21 protein-coding genes are annotated in these 23,837 nt (G+C 54.7%); 20 read left to right on the forward strand and 1 reads right to left on the reverse strand.

Features of this window, described 5'->3' with window-relative positions; translation table 11 throughout:
- Nucleotides 1-75 precede the first annotated feature (75 nt).
- The 15 genes from GYMC52_RS06030 to GYMC52_RS06100 all read left to right on the forward strand — a co-directional run bounded on the left by GYMC52_RS06030 (nt 76) and on the right by GYMC52_RS06100 (nt 18,516).
- Nucleotides 76-4,380, forward strand: coding sequence for a PolC-type DNA polymerase III (locus tag GYMC52_RS06030; protein ID WP_041469413.1), 4,305 nt, complete (start codon nt 76-78; stop codon nt 4,378-4,380).
- A gap of 244 nt (nt 4,381-4,624) precedes the next feature.
- Nucleotides 4,625-5,098: a ribosome maturation factor RimP gene (gene rimP / locus GYMC52_RS06035; RefSeq protein ID WP_013523416.1), complete on the forward strand. Its 474-nt coding sequence runs from the start codon at nt 4,625-4,627 to the stop codon at nt 5,096-5,098.
- A gap of 24 nt (nt 5,099-5,122) precedes the next feature.
- Nucleotides 5,123-6,274, forward strand: coding sequence for a transcription termination factor NusA (gene nusA, locus GYMC52_RS06040; protein WP_013145730.1), 1,152 nt, complete (start codon nt 5,123-5,125; stop codon nt 6,272-6,274).
- A 13-nt stretch (nt 6,275-6,287) separates the two neighbouring features.
- Nucleotides 6,288-6,578, forward strand: a complete 291-nt coding sequence (rnpM, locus tag GYMC52_RS06045) for an RNase P modulator RnpM (protein ID WP_011230761.1) — start codon at nt 6,288-6,290, stop codon at nt 6,576-6,578.
- On the forward strand, nt 6,568-6,876 hold the full coding sequence (locus GYMC52_RS06050) for a YlxQ family RNA-binding protein (protein ID WP_011230762.1): 309 nt from the start codon (nt 6,568-6,570) through the stop codon (nt 6,874-6,876). Before rnpM ends, GYMC52_RS06050 begins: the two co-directional genes overlap by 11 nt.
- 13 nt (nt 6,877-6,889) lie before the next feature.
- Complete coding sequence (infB, locus tag GYMC52_RS06055; RefSeq protein WP_013523417.1) at nt 6,890-9,109, forward strand: translation initiation factor IF-2; 2,220 nt, start codon at nt 6,890-6,892, stop codon at nt 9,107-9,109.
- Nucleotides 9,106-9,384, forward strand: coding sequence for a DUF503 domain-containing protein (locus GYMC52_RS06060; protein WP_011230764.1), 279 nt, complete (start codon nt 9,106-9,108; stop codon nt 9,382-9,384). The genes infB and GYMC52_RS06060 overlap by 4 nt, the downstream gene beginning before the upstream one ends.
- Before the next feature lie 15 nt (nt 9,385-9,399).
- Nucleotides 9,400-9,783 carry a 30S ribosome-binding factor RbfA gene (rbfA, locus tag GYMC52_RS06065; protein ID WP_013145728.1) on the forward strand — a complete coding sequence of 128 codons (384 nt, stop codon included), beginning with the start codon at nt 9,400-9,402 and terminating at the stop codon, nt 9,781-9,783.
- Between the two features lie 54 nt (nt 9,784-9,837).
- Entirely contained in the window at nt 9,838-10,746 is a 909-nt protein-coding gene (truB, locus tag GYMC52_RS06070; RefSeq protein ID WP_013523418.1) for a tRNA pseudouridine(55) synthase TruB, read from the forward strand.
- Between the two features lie 43 nt (nt 10,747-10,789).
- The gene (gene ribF, locus GYMC52_RS06075) at nt 10,790-11,770 is read left to right on the forward strand and encodes a bifunctional riboflavin kinase/FAD synthetase (protein WP_041469415.1); all 981 of its coding nucleotides are present in this window, start codon (nt 10,790-10,792) and stop codon (nt 11,768-11,770) included.
- 87 nt (nt 11,771-11,857) lie between these two features.
- The gene (gene rpsO / locus GYMC52_RS06080; protein WP_011230768.1) at nt 11,858-12,127 is read left to right on the forward strand and encodes a 30S ribosomal protein S15; all 270 of its coding nucleotides are present in this window, start codon (nt 11,858-11,860) and stop codon (nt 12,125-12,127) included.
- Nucleotides 12,128-12,267: 140 nt separating this feature from the next.
- Nucleotides 12,268-14,439: a polyribonucleotide nucleotidyltransferase gene (pnp, locus tag GYMC52_RS06085; RefSeq protein ID WP_013523420.1), complete on the forward strand. Its 2,172-nt coding sequence runs from the start codon at nt 12,268-12,270 to the stop codon at nt 14,437-14,439.
- A gap of 181 nt (nt 14,440-14,620) precedes the next feature.
- The gene (locus tag GYMC52_RS06090; RefSeq protein ID WP_012820510.1) at nt 14,621-15,901 is read left to right on the forward strand and encodes an IS110 family transposase; all 1,281 of its coding nucleotides are present in this window, start codon (nt 14,621-14,623) and stop codon (nt 15,899-15,901) included.
- 397 nt (nt 15,902-16,298) lie between these two features.
- On the forward strand, nt 16,299-17,282 hold the full coding sequence (locus GYMC52_RS06095) for a polysaccharide deacetylase family protein (RefSeq protein ID WP_013145724.1): 984 nt from the start codon (nt 16,299-16,301) through the stop codon (nt 17,280-17,282).
- A complete protein-coding gene (locus GYMC52_RS06100) occupies nt 17,269-18,516 on the forward strand; it encodes a M16 family metallopeptidase (protein WP_013145723.1) in 1,248 nt (415 codons plus the stop codon). The genes GYMC52_RS06095 and GYMC52_RS06100 overlap by 14 nt, the downstream gene beginning before the upstream one ends.
- Before the next feature lie 62 nt (nt 18,517-18,578).
- Here GYMC52_RS06100 and GYMC52_RS06105 read toward each other — a convergent pair whose 3' ends face one another.
- Nucleotides 18,579-18,821: a YlmC/YmxH family sporulation protein gene (locus GYMC52_RS06105; RefSeq protein WP_011230772.1), complete on the reverse strand. Its 243-nt coding sequence runs from the start codon at nt 18,819-18,821 to the stop codon at nt 18,579-18,581.
- A gap of 192 nt (nt 18,822-19,013) precedes the next feature.
- On the opposite strand from GYMC52_RS06105, the gene dpaA reads away from it, so the two are divergent.
- The 5 genes from dpaA to dapA all read left to right on the forward strand — a co-directional run bounded on the left by dpaA (nt 19,014) and on the right by dapA (nt 23,831).
- Nucleotides 19,014-19,919 carry a dipicolinic acid synthetase subunit A gene (dpaA, locus tag GYMC52_RS06110; RefSeq protein ID WP_013145722.1) on the forward strand — a complete coding sequence of 302 codons (906 nt, stop codon included), beginning with the start codon at nt 19,014-19,016 and terminating at the stop codon, nt 19,917-19,919.
- Nucleotides 19,916-20,521 (forward strand): dipicolinate synthase subunit B, encoded by a 606-nt coding sequence (locus GYMC52_RS06115; protein ID WP_013145721.1) that lies wholly within the window; start codon nt 19,916-19,918, stop codon nt 20,519-20,521. Before dpaA ends, GYMC52_RS06115 begins: the two co-directional genes overlap by 4 nt.
- Nucleotides 20,522-20,632: 111 nt before the next feature.
- Nucleotides 20,633-21,676, forward strand: a complete 1,044-nt coding sequence (asd, locus tag GYMC52_RS06120) for an aspartate-semialdehyde dehydrogenase (RefSeq protein WP_013145720.1) — start codon at nt 20,633-20,635, stop codon at nt 21,674-21,676.
- Nucleotides 21,677-21,696: 20 nt separating this feature from the next.
- Nucleotides 21,697-22,950 (forward strand): aspartate kinase, encoded by a 1,254-nt coding sequence (gene dapG, locus GYMC52_RS06125; RefSeq protein ID WP_013523421.1) that lies wholly within the window; start codon nt 21,697-21,699, stop codon nt 22,948-22,950.
- A 5-nt stretch (nt 22,951-22,955) separates the two neighbouring features.
- Nucleotides 22,956-23,831 carry a 4-hydroxy-tetrahydrodipicolinate synthase gene (gene dapA, locus GYMC52_RS06130; RefSeq protein WP_013523422.1) on the forward strand — a complete coding sequence of 292 codons (876 nt, stop codon included), beginning with the start codon at nt 22,956-22,958 and terminating at the stop codon, nt 23,829-23,831.
- Nucleotides 23,832-23,837 lie beyond the last annotated feature (6 nt).

Consider the following 23,837-nt stretch of genomic DNA (forward strand, 5'->3'; position numbering starts at 1 on the left):
GTCTTTTTCGCCGGCGCTTTTGTTATGGTATGATATAGAAAGAGAATGATGTTGAGAGGGGAACAAACGGACGTCATGGTGACAAAAGAGCAAAAAGAGCGGTTTCTCATCCTGCTTGAGCAGCTGAAGATGACGTCGGACGAATGGATGCCGCATTTTCGTGAGGCAGCCATTCGCAAAGTCGTGATCGATAAAGAGGAGAAAAGCTGGCATTTTTATTTTCAGTTCGACAACGTGCTGCCGGTTCATGTATACAAAACGTTTGCCGATCGGCTGCAGACGGCGTTCCGCCATATCGCCGCCGTCCGCCATACGATGGAGGTCGAAGCGCCGCGCGTAACTGAGGCGGATGTGCAGGCGTATTGGCCGCTTTGCCTTGCCGAGCTGCAAGAAGGCATGTCGCCGCTTGTCGATTGGCTCAACCGGCAGACGCCTGAGCTGAAAGGAAACAAGCTGCTTGTCGTTGCCCGCCATGAAGCGGAAGCGCTGGCGATCAAACGGCGGTTCGCCAAAAAAATCGCTGATGTGTACGCTTCGTTTGGGTTTCCCCCCCTTCAGCTTGACGTCAGCGTCGAGCCGTCCAAGCAAGAAATGGAACAGTTTTTGGCGCAAAAACAGCAAGAGGACGAAGAGCGAGCGCTTGCTGTACTGACCGATTTAGCGAGGGGAGAAGAAAAGGCCGCGTCTGCGCCGCTGTCCGGTCCGCTTGTCATCGGCTATCCGATCCGCGACGAGGAGCCGGTGCGGCGGCTTGAAACGATCGTCGAAGAAGAGCGGCGCGTCGTTGTGCAAGGCTATGTATTTGACGCCGAAGTGAGCGAATTAAAAAGCGGCCGCACGCTGTTGACCATGAAAATCACAGATTACACGAACTCGATTTTAGTCAAAATGTTCTCGCGCGACAAAGAGGACGCCGAGCTCATGAGCGGCGTCAAAAAAGGCATGTGGGTGAAAGTGCGCGGCAGCGTGCAAAACGATACGTTCGTCCGTGATTTGGTCATCATCGCCAACGATTTGAACGAAATCGCCGCAAACGAACGGCAAGATACGGCGCCGGAAGGGGAAAAGAGGGTCGAGCTCCATTTGCATACCCCGATGAGCCAAATGGACGCGGTCACCTCGGTGACAAAACTCATTGAGCAAGCGAAAAAATGGGGGCATCCGGCGATCGCCGTCACCGACCATGCCGTTGTTCAGTCGTTTCCGGAGGCCTACAGCGCGGCGAAAAAACACGGCATGAAGGTCATTTACGGCCTTGAAGCGAACATCGTCGACGATGGCGTGCCGATCGCCTACAATGAAACGCACCGCCGTCTTTCGGAGGAAACGTACGTCGTGTTCGACGTCGAAACGACGGGCCTGTCGGCTGTGTACAATACGATCATTGAGCTGGCGGCGGTGAAAGTGAAAGACGGCGAGATCATCGACCGATTCATGTCGTTTGCCAACCCTGGACATCCGTTGTCGGTGACAACGATGGAGCTGACTGGGATCACCGATGAGATGGTGAAAGACGCCCCGAAGCCGGACGAGGTGCTAGCCCGTTTTGTTGACTGGGCCGGCGATGCGACGCTTGTTGCCCACAACGCCAGCTTTGACATCGGTTTTTTAAACGCGGGCCTCGCTCGCATGGGGCGCGGCAAAATCGCGAATCCAGTCATCGATACGCTCGAGCTGGCCCGTTTTTTATACCCGGATTTGAAAAACCATCGGCTCAATACATTGTGCAAAAAATTTGACATTGAATTGACGCAGCATCACCGCGCCATCTACGACGCGGAGGCGACCGGGCATTTGCTTATGCGGCTGTTGAAGGAAGCGGAAGAGCGCGGCATACTGTTTCATGACGAATTAAACAGCCGCACGCACAGCGAAGCGTCCTATCGGCTTGCGCGCCCGTTCCATGTGACGCTGTTGGCGCAAAACGAGACTGGATTGAAAAATTTGTTCAAGCTTGTGTCATTGTCGCACATTCAATATTTTCACCGTGTGCCGCGCATCCCGCGCTCCGTGCTCGTCAAGCACCGCGACGGCCTGCTTGTCGGCTCGGGCTGCGACAAAGGAGAGCTGTTTGACAACTTGATCCAAAAGGCGCCGGAAGAAGTCGAAGACATCGCCCGTTTTTACGATTTTCTTGAAGTGCATCCGCCGGACGTGTACAAGCCGCTCATCGAGATGGATTATGTGAAAGACGAAGAGATGATCAAAAACATCATCCGCAGCATCGTCGCCCTTGGTGAGAAGCTTGACATCCCGGTTGTCGCCACTGGCAACGTCCATTACTTGAACCCAGAAGATAAAATTTACCGGAAAATCTTAATCCATTCGCAAGGCGGGGCGAATCCGCTCAACCGCCATGAACTGCCGGATGTATATTTCCGTACGACGAATGAAATGCTTGACTGCTTCTCGTTTTTAGGGCCGGAAAAAGCGAAGGAAATCGTCGTTGACAACACGCAAAAAATCGCTTCGTTAATCGGCGATGTCAAGCCGATCAAAGATGAGCTGTATACGCCGCGCATCGAAGGGGCGGACGAGGAAATCAGGGAAATGAGCTACCGGCGGGCGAAGGAAATTTACGGCGACCCGTTGCCGAAACTTGTTGAAGAGCGGCTTGAGAAGGAGCTAAAAAGCATCATCGGCCATGGCTTTGCGGTCATTTATTTGATCTCGCACAAGCTTGTGAAAAAATCGCTCGATGACGGCTACCTTGTCGGGTCGCGCGGATCGGTCGGCTCGTCGTTTGTCGCGACGATGACGGAAATCACCGAGGTCAATCCGCTGCCGCCGCATTACGTTTGCCCGAACTGCAAGCATTCGGAGTTCTTTAACGACGGTTCAGTCGGCTCAGGGTTTGATTTGCCGGATAAAAACTGCCCGCGATGTGGGACGAAATACAAGAAAGACGGGCACGACATCCCGTTTGAGACGTTTCTCGGCTTTAAAGGCGACAAAGTGCCGGATATCGACTTGAACTTTTCCGGCGAATACCAGCCGCGCGCCCACAACTATACGAAAGTGCTGTTTGGCGAAGACAACGTCTACCGCGCCGGGACGATTGGCACGGTCGCTGACAAAACGGCGTACGGATTTGTCAAAGCGTATGCGAGCGACCATAACTTAGAGCTGCGCGGCGCGGAAATCGACCGGCTCGCGGCTGGCTGCACCGGGGTGAAGCGGACGACCGGGCAGCATCCGGGCGGCATCATCGTCGTCCCGGATTATATGGAAATTTACGATTTTACGCCGATTCAATATCCGGCCGATGACACGTCCTCTGAATGGCGGACGACCCATTTCGACTTCCATTCGATCCACGACAATTTGTTGAAGCTCGATATTCTCGGGCACGACGATCCGACGGTCATTCGCATGCTGCAAGATTTAAGCGGCATCGATCCGAAAACGATCCCGACCGACGACCCGGATGTGATGGGCATTTTCAGCAGCACCGAGCCGCTTGGCGTTACGCCGGAGCAAATCATGTGCAATGTCGGCACGATCGGCATTCCGGAGTTTGGCACGCGCTTCGTTCGGCAAATGTTGGAAGAGACAAGGCCAAAAACGTTTTCCGAACTCGTGCAAATTTCCGGCTTGTCGCACGGCACCGATGTGTGGCTCGGCAACGCGCAAGAGCTCATTCAAAACGGCACGTGTACGTTATCGGAAGTCATCGGCTGCCGCGACGACATTATGGTCTATTTGATTTACCGCGGGCTCGAGCCGTCGCTCGCTTTTAAAATCATGGAATCCGTGCGCAAAGGAAAAGGCTTAACGCCGGAGTTTGAAGCAGAAATGCGCAAACATGACGTGCCGGAGTGGTACATCGATTCATGCAAAAAAATCAAGTACATGTTCCCGAAAGCGCACGCCGCCGCCTACGTGTTAATGGCGGTGCGCATCGCCTACTTTAAGGTGCACCATCCGCTTTTGTATTACGCGTCGTACTTTACGGTGCGGGCGGAGGACTTTGACCTTGACGCCATGATCAAAGGATCAGCCGCCATTCGCAAGCGGATTGAGGAAATCAACGCCAAAGGCATTCAGGCGACGGCGAAAGAAAAAAGCTTGCTCACGGTTCTTGAGGTGGCCTTAGAGATGTGCGAGCGCGGCTTTTCCTTTAAAAATATCGATTTGTACCGCTCGCAGGCGACGGAATTCGTCATTGACGGCAATTCTCTCATTCCGCCGTTCAACGCCATTCCGGGGCTTGGGACGAACGTGGCGCAGGCGATCGTGCGCGCCCGCGAGGAAGGCGAGTTTTTGTCGAAGGAGGATTTGCAACAGCGCGGCAAATTGTCGAAAACGCTGCTCGAGTATCTAGAAAGCCGCGGCTGCCTTGACTCGCTTCCAGACCATAACCAGCTGTCGCTGTTTTAGTGGAAACGCCGCCGCTGAAGGAAGCGGACAGCGCTCTTTCGCCCGAGCGGCAGTTTCCCGTTGCAATATATTTCCCAATGTGTTATAGTTTTAGTGGAATTGGCAAAGATAATGGCAAGCAGAGAGTGGGGAAACCCACTCTTTCGTCTTGAATGGGCACCCATCTCTCGTTCATTCCCCGCCTTGTGCAGGGGATTTTCTCATTATGCCACGCATGCACGTTTGCTCGGTAAGGAGGAACACAATGAGCAAAAAGGTGACAGAAACGGTCGAACAACTCGTCACACCGATCTTAGACGAAATGGGGCTTGAACTCGTCGATATTGAATATGTGAAGGAAGGGAAAAATTGGTTTTTGCGCGTCTTCATTGACTCTGACGATGGCGTCGATATTGAACAATGCGGTGCTGTCAGCGAAAAATTGAGCGAAAAGCTGGATGAAGTTGATCCGATTCCGTATAACTATTTTTTGGAAGTATCATCGCCCGGAGCGGAGCGGCCGCTGAAAAAGGCAAAAGATTTTGCCAAGGCCATTGGGAAAAATGTATATATCAAAACGTATGAGCCCATTGAAGGAGAAAAGCAGTTTGAAGGCGAACTAACCGCTTTTGACGGAACGACCGTGACGCTGTTGGTCAAAGACCGCGGACGGCAAAAAACGGTCGCCATTCCGTATGAAAAAGTGGCAAGCGCCCGATTAGCCGTCATTTTCTTCTAATCGCAAAAGGGGGATTTTTGTTGCATGAACACGCAATTGCTTGAGGCGTTAGCCGATCTGATGCGGGAAAAAGGCATCAGCAAAGAAGTCGTGATGGAAGCGATCGAAGCGGCGATCGTTTCGGCGTATAAACGCAATTTCGGCCAGGCGCAAAACGTGCGCGTCGATCTCAATATGGACACCGGCACGATCCGCGTGTTCACGCGCAAAGATGTCGTCGAAGAGGTGGCCGATCCGCGCCTTGAAATTTCGCTTGAGGACGCGCAGCGGATCAATCCGAATTATCAAATCGGCGACGTCGTCGAGCTCGAAGTGACGCCGCGCGATTTCGGGCGCATCGCCGCACAGACGGCGAAGCAAGTCGTCACCCAGCGCGTGCGCGAGGCAGAGCGGAGCATCATCTACGCCGAATTTGTCGACCGTGAAGAGGACATTATGACCGGCATCGTTCAGCGCGTCGACCCGCGCTTTGTCTACGTCAGCCTCGGCAAGGCGGAGGCGCTCCTGCCGGCAAACGAACAAATGCCGAATGAAACATATAAGCCGCACGACCGGTTGAAAGTATACATTACGAAAGTGGAAAAAACGACAAAAGGGCCGCAAATTTTCGTCTCCCGCACCCACCCGGGACTGTTGAAACGGCTGTTTGAGCTCGAAGTGCCGGAAATTTACGACGGAACGGTCGAGATTAAATCGATCGCCCGCGAAGCCGGCGACCGTTCGAAAATTTCCGTCCACTCCGACAACCCGGAAGTCGATCCGGTCGGCGCATGCGTCGGACCGAGAGGGCAACGCGTGCAGGCCATTGTTGATGAGCTGAACGGAGAAAAAATCGATATCGTCCGCTGGTCGGCCGATCCGGTGGAGTTTGTCGCCAACGCGTTAAGCCCGGCGAAAGTGTTGCGCGTCATTGTCAACGAGGAGCAAAAGGCGACGACGGTCATCGTTCCGGACTATCAGCTGTCGCTCGCCATCGGCAAACGCGGGCAAAACGCGCGGCTGGCGGCGAAATTGACCGGCTGGAAAATTGATATTAAAAGCGAATCGGAAGCGCGGGAGATGGGCATTGATCCGCATGCGCCATCCACTTCGCTTGATTTCAGCGATGCGGCGGCCGATAATGAAAATAGCGAAGAAAACGGCCCATCGTTTGATCAATCGGCGGAAATCGAGTGAGGGGGGATGAAAAATGGCAGCGCAAAAGAAAATTCCGTTGCGCAAATGCGTCGTCACTGGAGAGATGAAGCCGAAACGGGAGATGGTGCGCATCGTCCGCTCGAAAGAGGGGGAAGTGTCGATCGACCCAACCGGCAAAAAGGCGGGGCGCGGCGCGTATATTACCCTTGATCCGGAATGCATTTTGCAGGCGAAAAAGAAAAACATTTTGGCCCGCCATTTAAAAGCAGACATCGATGATGCGATTTATGACGAATTGCTCGCCTTGGCGGAAAAGGAGAAACAGGCCGGACATGAAGCATAACCGTTGGGCATCGCTGCTTGGATTGGCGCAGCGGGCGGGCAAAGTCGTCTCCGGCGAGGAGCTTGTCGTCAAAGAAGTGCAGCGGGGCCGGGCGCGGCTCGTCTTGCTTTCGCAAGACGCATCGGTCAACACCGAAAAAAAAGTGACGGACAAATGCACGTTTTATGGCGTCCCGCTTTGCAAAGTGCCGGACCGGTATGTGCTTGGCGGCGCGATCGGCAAGGACGCCCGCGTCGTTGTCGCTGTCATCGACGAAGGGTTTGCGCGCCAATTGCAAACGATGCTCGACCGATCTTAATGGGGGTGAATGTATGTCGAAAATGCGTGTGTATGAATACGCGAAAAAACAGAACGTTCCAAGCAAGGACGTCATTCATAAATTGAAAGAAATGAACATTGAAGTGAACAACCATATGGCGATGCTGGAGGCTGATGTCGTCGAAAAACTCGACCATCAATATCGCCCGAACACCGGGAAAAAAGAAGAGAAAAAAGCGGAAAAGAAAACGGAGAAGCCGAAACGGCCGACGCCGGCGAAAGCGGCCGATTTTGCTGATGAGGAAATTTTTGACGACAGCAAAGAAGCGGCGAAAATGAAACCGGCGAAGAAAAAGGGAGCGCCAAAAGGGAAGGAAACGAAAAAAACCGAGGCGCAACAGCAAGAAAAGAAACTGCTCCAAGCGGCGAAAAAGAAAGGAAAAGGGCCGGCGAAAGGGAAAAAGCAGGCAGCACCAGCCGCAAAACAAGCGCCGCAGCCGGCGAAAAAAGAAAAAGAGCTGCCGAAAAAAATTACGTTTGAAGGCTCGCTTACCGTGGCCGAACTGGCGAAAAAGCTTGGCCGCGAACCGTCGGAAATTATTAAGAAGCTGTTTATGCTCGGCGTGATGGCGACAATCAACCAAGATTTAGACAAAGACGCCATCGAGCTCATCTGCTCGGATTACGGCGTTGAAGTCGAAGAAAAAGTGACGATCGATGAGACGAACTTTGAAGCGATCGAAATTGTCGATGCGCCGGAAGATTTGGTTGAACGGCCGCCGGTCGTGACGATCATGGGGCACGTCGACCACGGGAAAACGACGTTGCTTGATGCGATCCGCCATTCCAAAGTGACGGAGCAAGAAGCCGGCGGTATTACGCAACACATCGGTGCGTATCAAGTGACGGTCAATGACAAAAAAATTACGTTCCTCGATACGCCGGGGCATGAAGCGTTTACAACGATGCGGGCGCGCGGCGCGCAAGTGACCGATATCGTCATTCTTGTCGTTGCCGCGGATGACGGGGTGATGCCGCAGACGGTGGAAGCGATCAACCACGCCAAGGCGGCAAACGTGCCGATTATTGTCGCCATCAACAAAATCGATAAGCCGGAAGCGAACCCGGACCGCGTCATGCAAGAATTGATGGAATACAACCTCGTTCCGGAAGAATGGGGCGGCGATACGATTTTCTGCAAGTTGTCGGCGAAAACGAAAGAGGGCCTTGATCATCTTTTGGAAATGATTTTGCTTGTCAGTGAGATGGAAGAATTAAAAGCCAACCCGAACCGGCGTGCGGTCGGTACGGTGATCGAAGCGAAGCTTGATAAAGGGCGTGGCCCGGTGGCAACGCTTTTGATTCAAGCGGGAACGTTGCGTGTCGGCGATCCGATCGTCGTCGGCACAACATACGGGCGCGTGCGCGCGATGGTGAACGACAGCGGCCGGCGCGTCAAAGAGGCGACTCCGTCGATGCCAGTCGAAATTACTGGGCTGCATGAAGTGCCGCAAGCCGGCGACCGCTTCATGGTGTTTGAGGATGAGAAAAAGGCGCGGCAAATCGCGGAGGCGCGGGCGCAGCGGCAGCTGCAGGAGCAGCGAAGCGTCAAAACGCGCGTCAGCTTGGATGATTTGTTTGAACAAATTAAGCAAGGCGAAATGAAAGAGCTGAATTTGATCGTCAAAGCCGATGTTCAAGGATCGGTTGAGGCGCTTGTCGCCGCCTTGCAAAAAATCGATGTGGAAGGCGTGCGGGTGAAAATCATCCACGCGGCTGTCGGCGCCATCACCGAATCGGATATTTCGCTGGCGACGGCATCGAACGCCATCGTCATTGGATTTAACGTCCGTCCGGATGCAAACGCAAAGCGCGCCGCTGAATCGGAAAAAGTCGACATCCGCCTCCATCGCATCATTTACAATGTCATCGAGGAAATTGAAGCGGCGATGAAAGGGATGCTCGATCCGGAGTACGAAGAGAAAGTGATCGGTCAGGCGGAAGTGCGGCAAACGTTCAAAGTATCGAAAGTCGGCACGATCGCCGGTTGCTATGTCACGGACGGCAAAATTACCCGCGACAGCAAGGTGCGCCTCATTCGCCAAGGCATCGTCGTCTACGAAGGGGAAATCGATTCGCTCAAGCGGTATAAAGACGATGTGCGCGAAGTGGCGCAAGGGTATGAATGCGGGCTGACGATCAAAAACTTCAATGATATCAAAGAAGGAGATGTCATCGAAGCATACATCATGCAGGAAGTGGCCCGGGCATGATCGGCTTCGCCGCGTGCGAATGCATCATCTACAACGCCCGCTCGCTCAAGGATAAACGGGCCGTCCTGCAGCGGGTCATGACAAGAATCCGGCAAAAATATAACGTCTCTGTGGCCGAAATCGATCATCAAGATGCATGGCAACGAGCGACCATCGGCCTTGTTGCCATTACGTCCAGCCGCCGGGCGACCGAACGGGAGCTCGAGCGGGCGCTTGCTTTGATCGACTCGTTCCCTGAGCTGGAGCGGGCGGCCACATCATTCGAGTGGTTGTAACCGAGGTGATGGGTGATGAATATACGGGCAACTCGCGTTGGCGAGCAAATGAAAAAAGAGTTGAGCGACATCATCAGCCGCAGGCTGAAAGACCCGCGCATCGGCTTTGTCACGGTGACCGATGTGCGGGTCACCGGTGATTTGCAGCAGGCGAAAGTGTACATCAGCGTCCTCGGCGATGACAAGCAGCGGGAAAATACATTGAAGGCGCTCGAGAAAGCGAAAGGGTTTATCCGTTCGGAAATCGGGCAGCGCATCCGCCTTCGCAAGACGCCGGAAATTTTCTTTGAAATCGATGAAACGATTGAATACGGCAGCCGCATCGAACAGCTGATCCGGCAAATTTCAAGCGATGACCACCCGGCGAAAGAGGCGGATGGGGAGCCGAACAATGGATAGACGAACCGTCTATCCATTTCCATTCATGATCATGGAAACGGAAAGGGTGCATCGATGGACGGGGTATTGCTGCTGAATAAACCGAAAGGGATGACGTCTCACGACTGCGTGGCCAAAGTGCGCCGTCTGCTTGGCGTAAAAAAAGCGGGACACACCGGCACGCTTGACCCAAACGTGTCCGGTGTGCTGCCCATTTGCCTTGGCAAGGCGACGCGCATCGCCGAGTTTTTGACCGGGACGACGAAAACGTATGAAGGAAAAGTGACGCTTGGCGCCGCGACGACAACCGAAGATGCGGACGGCGACATCATCGCCGCCCGTCCGGTTGACCGGCCGATTGCGCGCGCGGAAATCGAAGCGGTGTTTGACAGCTTGACCGGAGAAATTGAGCAAACGCCGCCGATGTACTCCGCGGTGAAAGTGGGCGGCAAAAAACTGTATGAATACGCGCGCGCCGGCATCGAAGTCGAACGTCCGACGCGGCGCGTGACCATTTATGAGCTCGAACTGCTTGATGAACGTGAACAATTCTTTGGGGAAACGGTGTCATTTCGCTTTCGCGTCACGTGCAGCAAAGGCACGTACGTGCGTACGCTGGCGGTGATGATCGGCGAGCGGCTCGGCTATCCGGCGCATATGTCCGACCTCATCCGTACGGCGTCCGGGCCGTTTCGGCTTGAAGATTGCGTAACGTTTGAAGACGTTGAGCGCCGGGCGGCCGACGGGACGGCTGATGCCTTGCTCATCCCGATCGAGCGGGCGCTTTTTCATTTGCCGAAATATGAAATCAATGATAAAGTAGCAGAGAAGGTAAAAAACGGGGCGCTGCTCCGGCTTCCCGCTTTTTTAGAGAAGCTTGACGGGCCGGTCGTGCTTGTTTCGCCCGAGCGGGAAGCGCTGGCCCTGTACGTGAAGCATCCGGCGCGCCCCGGCTTGATGAAACCGCTCAAAGTGTTTCGTTAACGCCGCGGGTGCAGCGCGGAAATAAAGAAGGTAGGTCATGGACATGGAAACGCTGTTTCTTTCGCATCCGCACCGTCTCGAACGCCAGGCGCTCCCTCCGACGGTGATGGCGCTGGGCTATTTCGACGGCATCCACCTCGGCCATCAAAAAGTGATCCGCACCGCGGTCGAGATCGCCAACGAGCGTGGGTACGAAAGCGCGGTGATGACGTTTCATCCTCATCCGTCCGTTGTGCTTGGCAAACAGTCCGAGCTGCGCTCGATCACGCCGCTTGGCAAAAAGGAGCAGCTGATTGCATCACTTGGCGTCAACCGGCTGTACATCGTTGAATTTACGCCGACGTTTGCTGCGCTGTCGCCAGAAGCGTTCGTTGACCAATATTTGGACGGGTTGCACGTGAAACATGTCGTCGCCGGCTTCGATTTCACTTATGGGCGGTTCGGAAAAGGAACGATGGAGACGATGCCGATTCATGCGCGCGGCCGCTTTGGACAGACGGTCATTCCGAAGCTCGCGATCGACGGGGAAAAAGTGAGCTCGTCCCGGGTGCGGAAACTGCTCGAAGACGGGGCGGTCGAACAGCTTCCCCGCCTGCTCGGCCGCTTTTATGAGCTTGAAGGAACGGTCGTTGCCGGGGAACGGCGCGGGCGGATGATCGGCTTTCCAACGGCGAACATCGCTTTAAACAGCGATTATGTCTTGCCGGCAGTCGGCGTCTATGCAGTCAAGGCGGTGATCGGCGGGCAAGTATATGAAGGGGTGGCGAACGTCGGCTACAAACCGACGTTCCATAAAACGCGCGAAGGATTGCCGAATATTGAGGTGCACTTATTCGAGTTTTCCGGCGATATTTATGGACAAACGATGACCATTGAGTGGCACCGCCGTCTGCGGAGCGAGCAGAAGTTCGCCAGTGTCGACGAACTGACGGCGCAAATCGCCCGCGACAAGAAAGAGGCGGAGCAGTATTTCCGCTGTTTCAGCGAAAAGACTTGCATTTTGCCGGAAAAAGAGGTATTCTAATCAATGTATGCGAACCATTGCTTGGCTAGGCGAGTCACCGACGCCCGCTCGGCAATTGGGGATCTAGGACTAGGGAGGTGAACAAGGATGGCATTGACGCAGGAGCGCAAACGCGAAATCATCGAGCAATTTAAAATCCATGAGAACGACACCGGTTCTCCGGAAGTGCAAGTTGCGATCCTGACGGAGCAAATCAACAACTTGAACGAGCATTTGCGCATTCATAAAAAAGACCATCATTCACGGCGCGGCTTGCTGAAAATGGTCGGGAAGCGCCGCAACTTATTGGCCTACTTGCGCAAGAAAGATGTGGCGCGCTACCGTGAATTGATTGAGAAACTTGGATTACGTCGATAAAAAAGCGGGAGCATTCCCGCTTTTTTGCTAGTTTATAGGCGTGATTGACACGGCGATGATAACAATGGTGCCAATTCGTCTATACTAATCATCAGCGGATCTATAATTTCATCTGTACATAGAGAGGAGTACTCGTCTGTATGGAACAAGAGAAACGCGTGTTTTCCATCGATGTGGCCGGGCGGCCGCTCATCGTCGAAACCGGCGAGCTGGCGAAGCAGGCGAATGGCGCGGCGCTCGTCCGCTACGGCGATACGGTCGTGTTGAGCACAGCCACCGCGTCGCGAGAGGCGAAAAACGTTGACTTTTTCCCGCTCACCGTCAACTACGAGGAACGGTTGTATGCGGTTGGAAAAATTCCTGGCGGGTTTATTAAGCGCGAAGGTCGCCCGAGCGAGAAAGCCATTTTGGTGAGCCGTCTCATCGACCGACCGATTCGCCCGCTGTTTGCCGAAGGATTCCGCAACGAAGTGCAAGTCGTATCGATGGTCATGAGCGTTGATCAAGACTGCGCGCCGGAAGTAGCGGCCTTAATCGGTTCGTCGGTGGCGCTGACGATTTCCGACATTCCGTTTGAAGGGCCGATCGCCGGTGTCATCGTCGGCCGCGTCGACGGCCAGTTTGTCATCAATCCGACGGTCGAGCAAATGGAAAAAAGCGATCTGCATCTTGTCGTCGCCGGCACAAAAGATGCGATCAACATGGTGGAAGCCGGGGCAGATGAGGTGCCGGAAGAAGTGATTCTTGAAGCGATCATGTTCGGCCATGAGGAAGTGAAGCGGCTCATCGCCTTCCAAGAGGAAATCGCCGCCCAAGTCGGCAAAGAAAAAATGGAAGTCGTCCTTTACGAGCCGGATCCAGCGCTGGAGGCGGAAATCCGCCAGCTTGCCGAAGCGGACATTAAGCGAGCGGTGCAAGTGCCGGAGAAACTGGCGCGCGATGCTGCCATTGAAGATGTGAAAGCTGGCGTCATCGCCAAATATGAGGCGGAAGAAGCGGATGAGGAGAAGCTCAAGCAAGTACAGGAAATTTTGCATAAACTCGTAAAAGAGGAAGTGCGCCGTTTGATCACGGTCGAGAAAATCCGTCCGGACGGGCGCAAAGTCGATGAAATCCGTCCGCTTTCATCGGCGGTCGGCGTCCTGCCGCGCACGCACGGCTCCGGTTTGTTTACGCGCGGGCAGACGCAAGTGTTGAGCGTTTGTACGCTTGGGGCGCTTGGCGACGTGCAAATTTTGGACGGGCTTGACCTTGAAGAATCGAAGCGGTTTATGCACCATTACAACTTCCCGCCGTTTTCCGTCGGGGAAACCGGGCCGATGCGCGGGCCGGGGCGTCGTGAAATCGGACACGGGGCGCTTGGCGAACGGGCGCTCGAGCCGGTCGTGCCGTCGGAGCGCGAATTCCCGTATACGATCCGCCTCGTTTCAGAAGTGCTTGAGTCGAACGGCTCGACATCGCAGGCCAGCATTTGCGCCAGCACGCTGGCGATGATGGATGCTGGGGTGCCGATTAAAGCACCGGTCGCCGGCATTGCCATGGGGCTTGTGAAAAACGACGACCATTACACGATTTTGACGGACATTCAAGGCATCGAAGACCATCTTGGCGATATGGACTTTAAAGTCGCCGGCACGAGAAAAGGCGTGACGGCATTGCAAATGGACATTAAAATCAAAGGATTGACGCGCGAGATTTTGGAAGAGGCGCTCATGCAAGCGCGCAAAGGGCGGCTCGAGATTTTGGATCATATGATGCAAACGCTCAGCGAACCGCGCAAAGAGCTGTCCAAATATGCACCGAAAATTTTGATCATGCACATCAACCCGGACAAAATCCGGGAGGTTATCGGACCAAGCGGCAAGCAGATCAACAAAATCATCGACGAAACCGGCGTCAAAATCGACATCGAACAAGACGGCACGATTTTCATCTCGTCTGTGGATGAAGCGGCCAACCAAAAAGCGAAGCAAATCATCGAAGACATCGTCCGCGAAGTCGAAGTCGGCCAAGTGTACTTAGGCAAAGTGAAACGGATTGAAAAATTCGGCGCCTTCGTTGAGTTGTTCAACGGCAAAGACGGGCTTGTCCATATTTCCGAGCTCGCTGAAGGGCGGGTCGGCAAAGTCGAAGACGTCGTTTCGATTGGCGATGAAATTTTAGTGAAAGTAACGGAAATCGATAAGCAAGGGCGCGTCAACCTGTCGCGCAAAGCGGTGTTGCGCGATGCCCGCAACATTGGAGGGGAACTGCCGCGGGAATCTAGGGAAAAACGAGGAAGACGGCCGGAGCGCCATCGCATGAAGCCTTAGGAATTTGTTTCTTAAGGCTCTTTTGTTATGTTCTATCCTGTCCCCCTAAGACATATGTTGTAGTAGTAAAAAAGGAGCATTCCCGTTAGGAGCTTTTCCGGGGGACTTGATCAAAAAAAGCCCTCTTGGTATGATGCAGGGGTGTCAAACACATCACTCACCATACCAAGGAGGACTTCAGATGAATTGTACACAAAACTATAAAATTGATCAAGTCACCGAACAAACGCTTGTCGTGGGCATCGATATCGCGAAACGAACCCACTACGCCTGCTTCGTGGATGACCGGGGGCGTGTGCTTCGCAAATCGTTCCCGATCTTCCAGTCGAAAGAGGGCTTTCGCCAGCTGTATGAAGCGATTCAGGAGGCGATGCAAGCGTTCGGAAAGCCGCAGGTGATCGTCGCGGTGGAGCCGACCGGGCACTACTGGTTGAACCTGGCCTACTTCCTCGAGGAGCACGGGATCCCGTTGGTCATGGTCAACCCGGCGCATGTGTGCCGGTCGAAAGAACTCGATGACAACCTGCCGACGAAACATGACGCCAAAGACGCCCTAGTCATCGCCAGACTGGCGAAAGACGGACGATTCCTCGTCCCCCGGCTGCTGCACGAGATCGAAGCCGATTTGCGCGTCGGGAGCACGCTCAAAGAGAAGCTCCGCAAGGAACAGACGGCGGTGAAAAACGCGATCGTCCGCTGGACCGACCGATATTTTCCAGAGTTTTGGACGGTGTTTCGCGACCTGGGGAAAACGGCGCTTTCGGTGCTGGAGTGGACGCCGCTTCCGGCTGATATGGCGGGCCGATCCGCCGAGGAGCTCATCGAAGTGTACCGGCAAAGCGAAGGGCTGAAATGCCCGCAGAAGGCCAAAATTCAGGCGTTGATCGACGCCGCGAAGGACTCGATTGGGGTGACGGAAGGGACGACGATGGCCCGGTTTGAAATCGCCGCGCTCGTCCGCCGATACCGCCAATTGGAGGCTGAGATCGCCGCGTTGGACGCCGAGTTGAAGGCGTTGGTTCAAACGACGATGGAGTATCAATGGCTGAAAACGGTCGACGGGTTGGGAGACGCCACGATCATCGATCTGCTGGCGGAGATCGGCAGCTTCGCCCACTATCGGGACCCGCGTCAATTGGTGAAGTTGGCGGGCCTGACGCTCAAAGAGAACTCCTCCGGCCAGCGCAAAGGGCAAAAGCACATCTCCAAACGGGGACGGAAACGGCTGCGATCGGTGCTGTTTCGGGCGATGATTCCGCTGATCCGGCACAACGAGGCGTTTCGCGAGCTGCATGACTATTACACGACCCGCCCCGTCAATCCGCTGACCGGAAAGCAGTCCATCGTCGCATTATGCCGGAAGCTGTTGAATGTGCTGTTTGCGATTTGTACGAAGAAACAAGCCTTTGACGCGGAGCGAATGAAACAGGACGTCTTGTCCCAGGTGCAACGGGCGGCCTAAGGCCTCCCCCTGCGAACGGAAGAATCGTTGGACAACAGGATGACACCGGAGAAGCTGGCGTGATTTTATCCATTCGACCTTGAGTCCCCAAAGGAGCTTGGCCGGCCTCCGCCTGATGACGAGACCGAACGAGGGAATGTTGGCGCGAAGACGCCCGGAGACATGGGAGGGTTCGTCCTCATCAGCGACGCGGAGATCCAAAGGGTGCATCGAATACGCTTCTCCCCACGGAAGGAAAATATCCCCAGCCGTGGCCGCGAAGCGCACCCTAGGTCTGTAAGATATCCACAAAACTGAAAAAGGATGTAAGGGATTTTGTCGAAAAATATTTTTTGGACACCCCTGAGGGGCCGAAAAGCCTTGATAAATCAACATTTCTAGAGGGAGGGGGACAAGGGTGAACAACGGAATTGCCCGCTATATGGCGCTAGCGGTCATGTTTCTTGCCGCCTGGGCGGCGGTTCATTGGCCTCCGGTTGGCGATTACATCGCGAGCTGGCGCCCGATGGAAACAACCGCGATGAAAGAGCGCGACAAGCTGTACGACACGATCGTCAAACAAGCGAAGCAATATGAAATTCCCGCCCAAGATGCGGTCATCGATAAAGTATGGAAGGCGACGCCCGGCTACAACGGGCTCGCCGTTGACATTGACGCCTCCTATCAAAACATGAAGAAAACGGGGATGTTTGATGAGCGAAAACTCGTGTTCCGTCAAGTGCCCCCGCGCGTCCATTTGGACGATTTGCCGCCGGCGCCGATTTACCGCGGCCATCCTGACAAGCCGATGGTGGCGTTTGCGGTCAATGTCGCTTGGGGGGAAGAATACCTCCCCGACATGCTTGAGACGATGAAAAAATACAATGTCAAGGCGACGTTCTTCTTGGAAGGACGATGGGTAAAAAAACACCCGGAGATGGCAAAAATGATAGCAGACGCCGGCCATGAAATCGGCAACCATTCCTACAGCCATCCCGATATGAAAACGCTCGCTGTCGACAACATCCGCCGCGAGCTCGAGAAAACAAACGAAGTGATTAAGGCGGCGACATCGGTTAAATGCAAATGGTTTGCCCCGCCAAGCGGCAGCTACCGCGACGAGGTTGTCGAGGTCGCCGCGGAACTCGGCATGAAAACGATTCTATGGAGCGTCGATACAATTGATTGGCAAAAACCGTCGCCATCTGTTATAGTGAAACGGGTGACATCGAAAGTTCATCCTGGCGCCATCATTTTGATGCACCCAACGATGCCGACGGCGGCTGCACTTGACGAGCTGATCACCTCGATTAAGCAAAAAGGCTACGCCCTAGGCAGCTTGACGGCCTTATTCGATGAGAAAAGACTGGCAAACAAACAGGAGGAACATGGAGTTGATTAACAAATATACGTGCAAAAACGGTGTGCGAATCGTGCTCGAGCAAATTCCGACTGTAAGGTCGGTGGCCATCGGCATATGGATCGGGACCGGCTCGCGCAATGAAACGGAGCAAACCAATGGCATTTCCCATTTTTTAGAGCATATGTTTTTCAAGGGGACAACGACGCGCACGGCCCGGGACATTGCGGAAGCATTCGACAGCATCGGCGGGCAAGTAAACGCCTTTACATCGAAGGAGTATACGTGTTACTACGCCAAAGTGTTGGATGAACACGCGCCGCTGGCGCTTGAAATGCTCGCCGATATGTTTTTCCACTCGACATTTGTGGAGGATGAGCTGCAAAAGGAGCGCAACGTCGTGCTCGAGGAAATCAAAATGTATGAAGATACACCGGATGACATCGTCCACGATTTGCTCGGCAAAGCGTGCTATGCGGGTCATCCGCTCGGCTATCCGATTTTGGGCACGGAAGAGACGCTGCGCACGTTTACTGGCGACACGCTGCGCCAATATATGGCGGACTACTATACACCGGATCGCGTCGTCATTTCGGTCGCCGGCAACGTCGACGAACGGTTTATTGATGAGGTCGAGCGCTATTTCGGCTCGTTCGCCGCAGAGAGCAAGCCGCCTTCTTCAGGGACGCCGGCGTTTGTGCCGCAAAAGATCGCGCGCAAAAAGGACACTGAGCAGGCGCACGTATGCATCGGATTCAACGGGTTGCCGATCGGCCATCCGGACGCGTACCCGCTCCTCATCTTGAACAATATTTTAGGCGGCAGCATGAGCAGCCGGCTGTTTCAGGAAGTGCGCGAACAGCGCGGATTGGCGTATTCGGTGTTCTCGTACCATTCCGCCTACCAAGACAGCGGCCTGCTCGCCATTTACGCCGGCACAGGAAGCAGCCAGCTTGATGTGCTGTTCGAAACGATCCAGCAGACCATTCGCCAGCTGAAGGAGGACGGAGTGACCGAAAAAGAGTTGCATAACAGCAAAGAGCAGATGAAAGGAAGCCTGATGCTTGGGCTCGAGAGCACGAACAGCCGGATGAGCCGCAACGGCAAAAATGAACTCCTTCTCGGCCGCCACCGCTCGCTTGATGAGATCATTGAAGAGATTGAAAGTGTCACGGTGGAAAAAGTAAACGAACTGGCGCGCACGGTTTTCACGGACGATTACGCGCTCGCCTTAATCAGCCCGGACGGCGTGCTGCCGCGCCCGCTCCGTTCATAGACCGAGCTCAAAAAAGCTAACGACCTTTCGCTAGGTTGTTAGCTTTTTCGTTTCCGCCTCTTTCACCCTTCCTCGGGGACGTCGATCATCACCATATCGGCGCCGATTTTGCGAATATATTTCCACGGCACGCGAATTTCCTGTCCGTCTTTGCGAAACCCGAACCATTTTCCCGTTGGGATGAGCAGCGCCTCGATCTGCCCCGTTTGCTCGTTGATTTCCAAATCGGTCTGCCCGAGCACCCCGAGCCGCTCGGCTCGGCTTACATCGACAATTTCTTTTCCGCTTAATTCGCTCAGCCTCATGCTGGTTTCCTCCTTTTTCGCTTCTTTACTTTATATGTAAGGAACAAAAACAGAAAAAATGACTGCCTCTTGTCAGCTTTGGGCGCATATCGCCCATTTTTTCCTGCAAGGATATTCACCTATATTTTCCTTCCGACATAAGATGGGAAAGGAAACGGAGCAGTTTGCCAGAAAAGAAGGTGAGCGTACAACATGATGCTGACAGGAATGCATATCGCCATCATCGGCGGCGATGCTAGGCAGCTTGAAGTCATCCGTAAACTCGTTGAACTCGACGCGAAGTTGTCGCTTGTCGGCTTCGACCAGCTCGCCCATCATTTCACCGGGGCGATGAAGCTGCCGATTGGCGAAGTCGATTTTGCCGATTTGGATGCGATCATTTTGCCGGTTCACGGCACGACGCTGGACGGAAACGTCAACAGCGTGTTTGCCCACGAACCGATTCCGTTTACAGAAGAGATGGTGCAAAAAACGGCGCGGCAATGCACGATTTATTCCGGCATCAGCAACGCGTATTTGGACGAATTGGTGAAAAAAACAGGGCGCAAGCACGTGCAGTTGTTTGAGCGCGACGATGTCGCCATTTACAACTCCATTCCGACCGCGGAAGGCACGGTGATGATGGTCATTCAGCATACGGATTTTACGATCCATGGCTCATGCGTTGCCGTCTTGGGGCTTGGACGCGTTGGCATGACCGTCGCCCGGACGTTCGCCGCGTTGGGGGCGAAAGTGAAAGTCGGGGCGCGCCGGTCGGAGCATCTCGCCCGCATTACAGAAATGGGGCTCGTGCCGTTTCACTTAAACGATTTGGAAAAAGAAGTGCGTGACATTGACGTCTGCATCAACACCGTGCCTCATCTCATCGTGACGGCGAGCGTCATCGCCAAAATGCCGCCCCATACGCTGATTATCGATTTGGCGTCAAAACCGGGCGGCACTGACTTCCGCTATGCCGAAAAACGCGGAGTGAAAGCCATTTTGGCGCCCGGGCTGCCGGGGATCGTCGCGCCGAAGACAGCTGGGCAAATCATCGCCAACGTCTTGGCGCAGCTGTTATATGCAGATTTACAAAAACGGGAGGAGAATCATGCATGAGCGGAAACAGCTTGAAAGGAAAACGGATCGGCTTTGGCCTCACCGGGTCGCATTGCACATATGATGCGGTGTTCCCGGAGATCGAGAAGCTTGTCAACGAAGGAGCGGAGGTGCTGCCGATCGTCACCTATACGGTGAAAACGACGAACACCCGCTTCGGGGAAGGGGAAGAATGGGTGAAAAAACTGGAGCAACTGACCGGAAACGAGGTGATCGATACGATCGTCAAAGCAGAACCTCTCGGACCGAAAATCCCGCTCGACTGCATGGTGATCGCCCCGCTCACCGGCAACTCGATGAGCAAGCTGGCCAATGCCATGACGGATTCCCCCGTGCTGATGGCAGCGAAAGCGACGATGCGCAACCACCGCCCGGTCGTGCTTGGCATCTCCACGAACGATGCGCTCGGCTTAAACGGCGTCAATCTAATGCGGCTTATGGCAGCAAAAAACATTTATTTCATCCCGTTCGGCCAAGACGCCCCGCAGGCGAAGCCGAACTCCATGGTCGCCTACATGCCGCTTTTGCGCGATACGATTCTCGCCGCGCTTGAAGGGAAGCAGCTGCAGCCGGTCATTATCGAGCGGTTCCGCTACAACTGAATCAAAAATCAATGTTCCGCATAAAAATGTTCTCTCGTCCACAGCGGAATGTGATAAAATAAAGACTATGAATTCACTTCTTAGAGTGACGATGTGGAAGGAGAATGGTTGATGGCTCAAAAACAATATCATGTCGCTGTCGTCGGAGCAACGGGGGCAGTTGGGCAGCAAATGGTGCGGACGCTTGAAGACCGGAACTTCCCGGTTGGAAAATTGACTTTGTTGTCATCGGAGCGGTCAGCCGGCAAAAAAATGCGCTTTCGCAGCGAGGAGATCGAAGTGCAGGCGGCATCGCCCGAGCGCTTTAACGGGGTCGACATCGCCTTGTTCAGCGCCGGCGGCGCCGTATCGAAAGCGCTGGCGCCGGAAGCGGTGCGGCGCGGGGCGATCGTGATCGACAATACGAGCGCGTTTCGGATGGAGGAAAACGTGCCGCTTGTCGTTCCGGAAGTGAACGAAAGCGATTTGACGTGGCATAACGGCATTATCGCCAATCCGAACTGCTCGACGATTCAAATGGTCGTGGCGTTGGAGCCGATTCGAAAAGCGTTTGGCTTAGAGCGCGTCATCGTCTCGACGTACCAGGCCGTCTCCGGGGCGGGAGCGCAGGCCATTGAAGAGCTCAACGAGCAGACGAAAGCCGTGCTCGAAGGCAAGCCGGTTGAGGCGAACATTTTGCCAGTGAAATCGGACCGGAAGCATTACCCAATTGCGTTCAACGCCATTCCGCAAATCGATAAGTTTCAAGACAATGGATTCACGTTTGAAGAGATGAAAATGATCAATGAAACAAAAAAAATCATGCATATGCCTGAGCTGAAAGTGGCGGCGACGTGCGTGCGCATTCCGGTGGCGAGCGGCCATTCGGAATCGGTGTACATCGAAATTGAACAAGACGGCGTCACCGCCTCTGACTTGCAGGCGGTGCTCCGCGAAGCGCCGGGCGTCGTGCTTCAAGATGATCCGAGCGAACAGTTGTATCCGATGCCGGCCAATTGCGTCGGTAAGTACGACGTGTTTGTCGGCCGCATCCGCCGCGATTTGGACAACCGCCGCGGCTTCCATCTATGGATTGTCGCTGACAACTTGCTAAAAGGTGCAGCCTCGAACTCGGTGCAAATCGCAGAAAGTTTGTTGAAGCTCGGGCTCATTTGAAAAAGCATCGAGGTGTTAGCATGAAACTCATTGTTCAAAAGTTCGGCGGCACGTCCGTCCGCGACGAGCGCGGGCGGAACTTGGCGCGCCGCCATATTGAACGGGCGTTGGAAGATGGCTATAAAGTCGTGGCCGTCGTATCGGCTATGGGACGTTCCGGCGATCCATATGCGACCGATACGCTGCTTAGTTTGATCGGCGGCGTTCATCACCATGTCACAAAACGAGAGCAAGATATGCTTATGGCGTGCGGAGAAATCATCTCAAGCGTTGTGTTCAGCAACTTGTTGAACGAACACGGCATCAAAGCGACGGCGTTCACCGGCGCCCAGGCAGGATTTTGCACGAACAGCGATCATACGAACGCGAAAATTCTCGAAATGCGCTGCGACCGCCTCCTTGAGGCGCTTCGGCAATACGACGTCGTCGTTGTCGCCGGCTTTCAAGGCATGGCGGAAAACGGCGACATAACAACGCTCGGCCGCGGCGGGAGCGACACGTCGGCGGCAGCGCTCGGCGCGGCGTTAAACGCGGAGTGGGTTGATATTTTCACCGATGTCGACGGCGTCATGACCGCCGACCCGCGCATCGTTGAGAGCGCCCGGCCGCTTGACGTCGTTACGTATACGGAAATTTGCAACATGGCGTACCAAGGGGCGAAAGTGATCCATCCGCGCGCGGTGGAGATCGCCATGCAGGCGAAAGTGCCGCTGCGCATTCGCTCGACGTACTCCGATGCCCCCGGGACGCTCGTCACTTCATCGGTGCGCGGCCGAAAAGGAAGCGATGTGAAAGAGCGGCTTGTCACCGGCATTACGTACGTCGCCGACGTCACACAAATCAAAGTGCTGGCGAAAGAAGGCCACTATGAGCTGCAGTCTGACGTGTTTCAAGCGATGGCCCATGAAGGGATCAGCGTGGACTTTATCAACATTTCCCCGTACGGTGTTGTGTACACCGTGAGCGGCGACATGACGGAAAAAGCGGTGGCCGCCCTGCGCCGCATCGGCTACGAACCGGCCGTGACGCCCCGATGCGCCAAAGTGTCGGTCGTCGGCGCCGGCATTGCCGGCGTACCGGGGGTGACGGCGAAAATCGTCACTGCCTTGTCGGAGCAAGGCATTCAAATTTTGCAGTCCGCCGACAGCCATACGACGATTTGGGTGTTAGTGAAGCAAGACGATATGGAAAAGGCGGTCAACGCTCTGCATGACGCCTTCTGTTTATCCGAGGCGGATGCGGGCGAAGATGAAGCGATTTGGAGCGAGGAGTGAAAACCGTGGTTCAGTTCGGGAACATCATAACGGCGATGGTTACGCCATTTGACCGAAAAGGGAATCTCGACTTGGCAAAAACAACGGAGCTTGTCAACTATTTGCTTGACAATGGCACAGATGCGCTCGTTGTCGCCGGCACGACCGGCGAGTCGCCGACGTTGACGACCGAGGAAAAAATCGCGCTTTTTCGCCATGTCGTCTCCGTCGTCAACGGCCGAGCGCCGGTCATTGCTGGAACGGGCACGAACGATACGCGCGCGTCGATCGAGCTGACGAAAAAGGCGGAAGAGGCGGGCGTCGATGCTGTCATGCTTGTGGCTCCGTATTACAACAAGCCGAACCAAGAAGGGCTGTATCAACATTTCAAAGCGATTGCCGAAAGCACACGGCTTCCGGTGATGCTGTATAACGTTCCAGGGCGCACGTCGGTGAGTCTTGCTCCGGAGACGGTCATCCGGCTGTCCGAAGTTCCGAACATTGTCGCTGTCAAGGAAGCGGGCGGCAATTTGGACGCCATGGCGGAAATCATTGAGCGTACGCCGGACGACTTTTTGCTCTACAGCGGCGACGACAGCTTGACGCTTCCAGTGCTAGCGATCGGCGGCAATGGCGTCGTCTCGGTCGCTTCGCACATCATTGGCAATGAAATGCAGGAAATGATTCGTTCCTTTTTAGCGGGCGATCATCAGAAGGCGGCGGCGCTGCATCGAAAATGGCTGCCGCTCATGAAAGGCTTGTTTGCCGCCCCAAGCCCGGTGCCGGTGAAAACGGCGCTGCAGCTGCGCGGGCTGGACGTTGGTTCGGTGCGCCTTCCGCTTGTGCCGCTTGCCGAACAAGAGCGGAAGGAGCTAAGCCGCCTGCTCGATGCGCTGTCGTAACGAAAC

The sequence above is a fragment of the Geobacillus sp. Y412MC52 genome (assembly GCF_000174795.2).
Classification (GTDB): Bacteria; Bacillota; Bacilli; order Bacillales; family Anoxybacillaceae; genus Geobacillus; species Geobacillus thermoleovorans.

What these genes read in the sequence shown, in the direction of transcription:
- GYMC52_RS06030 (WP_041469413.1), top strand. Translation starts at nt 76, where the DNA reads ATGGTGACAAAAGAGCAAAAAGAGCGGTTTCTCATCCTGCTTGAGCAG.
- rimP (WP_013523416.1), top strand. Translation starts at nt 4,625, where the DNA reads ATGAGCAAAAAGGTGACAGAAACGGTCGAACAACTCGTCACACCGATC.
- nusA (WP_013145730.1), top strand. Translation starts at nt 5,123, where the DNA reads ATGAACACGCAATTGCTTGAGGCGTTAGCCGATCTGATGCGGGAAAAA.
- rnpM (WP_011230761.1), top strand. Translation starts at nt 6,288, where the DNA reads ATGGCAGCGCAAAAGAAAATTCCGTTGCGCAAATGCGTCGTCACTGGA.
- GYMC52_RS06050 (WP_011230762.1), top strand. Translation starts at nt 6,568, where the DNA reads ATGAAGCATAACCGTTGGGCATCGCTGCTTGGATTGGCGCAGCGGGCG.
- infB (WP_013523417.1), top strand. Translation starts at nt 6,890, where the DNA reads ATGTCGAAAATGCGTGTGTATGAATACGCGAAAAAACAGAACGTTCCA.
- GYMC52_RS06060 (WP_011230764.1), top strand. Translation starts at nt 9,106, where the DNA reads ATGATCGGCTTCGCCGCGTGCGAATGCATCATCTACAACGCCCGCTCG.
- rbfA (WP_013145728.1), top strand. Translation starts at nt 9,400, where the DNA reads ATGAATATACGGGCAACTCGCGTTGGCGAGCAAATGAAAAAAGAGTTG.
- truB (WP_013523418.1), top strand. Translation starts at nt 9,838, where the DNA reads ATGGACGGGGTATTGCTGCTGAATAAACCGAAAGGGATGACGTCTCAC.
- ribF (WP_041469415.1), top strand. Translation starts at nt 10,790, where the DNA reads ATGGAAACGCTGTTTCTTTCGCATCCGCACCGTCTCGAACGCCAGGCG.
- rpsO (WP_011230768.1), top strand. Translation starts at nt 11,858, where the DNA reads ATGGCATTGACGCAGGAGCGCAAACGCGAAATCATCGAGCAATTTAAA.
- pnp (WP_013523420.1), top strand. Translation starts at nt 12,268, where the DNA reads ATGGAACAAGAGAAACGCGTGTTTTCCATCGATGTGGCCGGGCGGCCG.
- GYMC52_RS06090 (WP_012820510.1), top strand. Translation starts at nt 14,621, where the DNA reads ATGAATTGTACACAAAACTATAAAATTGATCAAGTCACCGAACAAACG.
- GYMC52_RS06100 (WP_013145723.1), top strand. Translation starts at nt 17,269, where the DNA reads ATGGAGTTGATTAACAAATATACGTGCAAAAACGGTGTGCGAATCGTG.
- GYMC52_RS06105 (WP_011230772.1), bottom strand. Translation starts at nt 18,821, where the DNA reads ATGAGGCTGAGCGAATTAAGCGGAAAAGAAATTGTCGATGTAAGCCGA.
- dpaA (WP_013145722.1), top strand. Translation starts at nt 19,014, where the DNA reads ATGATGCTGACAGGAATGCATATCGCCATCATCGGCGGCGATGCTAGG.
- GYMC52_RS06115 (WP_013145721.1), top strand. Translation starts at nt 19,916, where the DNA reads ATGAGCGGAAACAGCTTGAAAGGAAAACGGATCGGCTTTGGCCTCACC.
- asd (WP_013145720.1), top strand. Translation starts at nt 20,633, where the DNA reads ATGGCTCAAAAACAATATCATGTCGCTGTCGTCGGAGCAACGGGGGCA.
- dapG (WP_013523421.1), top strand. Translation starts at nt 21,697, where the DNA reads ATGAAACTCATTGTTCAAAAGTTCGGCGGCACGTCCGTCCGCGACGAG.